This is a genomic window from Aquisalimonas sp., from assembly GCF_007120195.1.
Taxonomy (GTDB): Bacteria; Pseudomonadota; Gammaproteobacteria; order Nitrococcales; family Aquisalimonadaceae; genus Aquisalimonas.
Genome location: NZ_SKOG01000198.1, coordinates 1 through 3,200 on the forward strand (window position 1 = coordinate 1; position 3,200 = coordinate 3,200).

Consider the following 3,200-nt stretch of genomic DNA (forward strand, 5'->3'; position numbering starts at 1 on the left):
CGTAAAGCAATCAGGATAGGCGATCAGGCGGCGGTTTGCACGGCGACGGTCATACCGCTGGGTGTGGATGCCAAGAGCAGGGAATCACCACCGATGCTGGCCGAGGGGCGTAGGGTGCATTAGCGCCAGCGTAATGCACCGTCAAAACAACGGCGCCGCAGGCGCACAAGCGCAGTTTCTGTCCCCAATCGTCCTGACGACTTCTCGGCGTCAGTGCCCCAGTGCGTCCATACTTTTCCCTGGCAGGTTGCCTACGATCCGCTTTGGGCCTGCTGGCGCGCATGACCGCTGACCCCGACATGCCTGGAGGGCACACACCATGGAACAGCCCGTATACATCGTGACCGGCTCTTCGGCAGGCATTGGCGAAGCCTGCGCAGAGCGGCTGGCGGCGGCCGGAGGCCGCATCGTCGTCAACTACGCAAGCCGGCAGGCTGAGGCGAACGCCGTTGCCGCGAGGTGCCGGGAGAAGGGTGGCGAGGCCATCGTGGTCCAGGCCGATGTGTCATCGGATGCGGACTGTCGAAGGCTGGCGGACGCGGCGACACAGCAGTGGGGACGGATCGACGGCCTCGTGAACAACGCGGGCACGACCCGCTTTGCCCGGCACGACGACCTGGAGGCGCTGCAAGCGGAAGACTTCCATGACATTTACAGCGTCAATGTGATCGGCGCCTACCAGATGATCCGCGCCGTGGCCCCGGCCATGCGGGCGCAAGGCCGGGGCGCGGTTGTCAACATGGCATCGCTCGCCGGGGTGCGCGGCGTCGGTTCCTCCGTGGCCTATGCGGCGTCCAAGGGGGCGCTGATCACCCTGACGCTCTCCCTGGCTCGGGCGCTGGGTCCGGACATTCGCGTCAACGCGGTCTGCCCTGGCTTCGTCGAAACAGGATGGCTGAAGGCGGGTCTGGGGGAGAGCTACGAAAAGCAGCGGGCCGGTTACGCCGCCGCGAGTCCATTACAGGATGTTGTCCAGCCCGAGGACGTGGCGGACGCGGTGGTCTGGCTGCTGACAGGGGCGAGCAAGACCACCGGGGAGACATTATTGGTGGATGGGGGCATGCATCTGGGTCCGTCTCAGCGGCGCCGCTAGCGCGCCAGGCCGGCGAACAGTTCAGCGTACTGGGTGGTGATCTTGTGGCGCGGGGCGAGATGGATCAAAGGCATCGAGCGTTCATGGGATTCCTTGATCTTTACGGATGAGCCGATATAGGGCTTGAGCACGGGAAGCGCGTCGTTTTCAAGCTCCTCGACTGACAGGCGCAGAACGTTGGCGCGCGGGTTGTACTGGTTCACGACGATGCCTTCCACGCGCAGTCCGCCGTTGTGATCCTCCTGGATCTCCTGGGTGGCGTTGAGGAGGTCGTAGAGCGCGCGCCGGGAGAAGTCGTCGCAGTCAAAGGGGATCAGGCAGCTGTCGGCCGCGATCAGCGCCGAGCGGGTATAGAAATTCAGCGCCGGCGGCGTGTCCAGGTAAACGGCATCGTAGACTTCCGATAACTCATCCAGCGCCTCGCGCAATTTATAGATTTTGTAACGGGATTCGAGCTTGCCTTCCAGTTCATCGAGGGCGCGCGACGCCGGCATGACGTCCAGGCGTTCAAATGGGGACTGATGAATAAAGCCCGTCACCGGCTCCTTGTAGAAGCGGAAGCTCAGCATCTGGTCGAAGAAATCCGCGAGCGTGCCTTCGCGTTGCGCGGCTGAGCCGCCCAGCAAATAGCTCGATGCGTTGCCTTGGGGGTCAAGATCCACAACCAGGGTCCGTAATCCCTGGTGGGCACTGATTGCCGCCAGGTTGCAGGTGATGGTCGATTTGCCCACGCCGCCTTTCTGGTTGAAAATTACCCGCCGCATGGAGCCACTCCCCCCGGAGTGAGACAATCACGACCACAACGCCGCGGTGCAGCGCCCAGTGTAATCAAGCAGCATGCAGTGTAATGAATCCCGGGCAACGGGTCGAGGTAGTGTTGGGTCCGCAGCGCCAGGGGCGATTCAGGACAGTACGCCGGTATCCAGGGATGCACGATGAGCTATCGCCTCCTCCGAAGTCTGTTGTTCCGGCTCGAAGCCGAACGCGCGCACGCAGCTGCCCTGCACGGGCTGCGGGTGGCGCGGCTGGTGGGCGTCAACCGCTGGATCGCAGGGGACGTCCCACGCCTGGAGCGGCGGCTCATGGGGCTGCGATTCCCCAACCCCGTGGGTCTGGCGGCGGGCCTGGACAAGAACGGGGAATATATCGACGCCCTCGGGTCGCTGGGTTTCGGCTTCATCGAGGTCGGAACGGTGACACCGCGGGCGCAATCGGGAAACCCCAAACCGAGGCTATTTCGTCTGCCGGAGGACCAGGCGCTGATCAACCGTCTGGGTTTCAACAATAAAGGTGTGGAGTATCTCGTTGCACGCGTCCAGCGATCCCGTTTTAAAGGCGTTCTGGGGATCAATATCGGCAAGAACCTGGATACGCCCGTTGAAAAAGCCCTGGACGATTACCTCGCCTGCATGACCCGCGTGTATCCCCACGCGGATTACATCACCGTCAACGTCTCCTCGCCCAACACCCCCGGGCTGCGTGCTCTGCAACACGGGAGCCTACTGGATGATCTGCTGAGCGGGCTCAAAACCGAACAGCTGCGTCTGAGCGTCGCCTGGGGTCGCTACGTGCCCCTGGTGGTCAAGATCGCGCCGGATATGACGGATAACGAGCTCGTCGCAATGGCGGATGCCTTGATCCGCCACCGCATCGACGGCGTTGCCGCTACGAACACCACCCTGGAGCGCCCTGGGCTGACGGCGTCGCGGCGGCATGCGGATGAAACGGGAGGGCTGAGCGGGCGTCCGCTGATGGAACGCTCCACCGATATCGTGCGGCTGCTAAGTGGCCATCTCCAGGGTCAATTGCCGATCATCGGTGTCGGCGGTGTCACCTCCGGCGCGGACGCGCTGCGCAAGCTCCAGGCGGGTGCGAGTCTGGTGCAGATCTATTCCGGTCTGATCTACCAGGGGCCGGGCATGGTCGGGACCGTGGTGCGACGCCTGCGCGCCGCCGAGTCCAGCGGCACGCCAGTGATGGCGGCGCACGCCTAAAGCCAAGGCTAGTGTCCTGTAACCGAAATGCGTTGTCTTTTGCTTGTCGGTGCGCCTTCGAGGCTAGGCGCCGGGCCGAAGGCGTAGCGGGCCCTACGGCGAGGACCGGCGCC

At 63.8% G+C, this 3,200-nt stretch carries 3 protein-coding genes; 2 read left to right on the forward strand and 1 reads right to left on the reverse strand.

Annotated elements, in window-relative coordinates:
* Positions 1–319 precede the first annotated feature (319 nt).
* On the forward strand, positions 320–1,093 hold the full coding sequence (locus tag QZT63_RS14085) for an SDR family NAD(P)-dependent oxidoreductase (protein ID WP_290652127.1): 774 nt from the start codon (positions 320–322) through the stop codon (positions 1,091–1,093).
* Here the strand turns inward: QZT63_RS14085 and QZT63_RS14090 are convergent.
* The gene (locus tag QZT63_RS14090) at positions 1,090–1,857 is read right to left on the reverse strand and encodes a ParA family protein (protein ID WP_290652128.1); all 768 of its coding nucleotides are present in this window, start codon (positions 1,855–1,857) and stop codon (positions 1,090–1,092) included. The genes QZT63_RS14085 and QZT63_RS14090 overlap by 4 nt on opposite strands.
* A 171-nt stretch (positions 1,858–2,028) precedes the next feature.
* On the opposite strand from QZT63_RS14090, the gene QZT63_RS14095 reads away from it, so the two are divergent.
* The gene (locus tag QZT63_RS14095; protein ID WP_290652129.1) at positions 2,029–3,087 is read left to right on the forward strand and encodes a quinone-dependent dihydroorotate dehydrogenase; all 1,059 of its coding nucleotides are present in this window, start codon (positions 2,029–2,031) and stop codon (positions 3,085–3,087) included.
* The last annotated feature ends 113 nt before the right edge of the window (positions 3,088–3,200 follow it).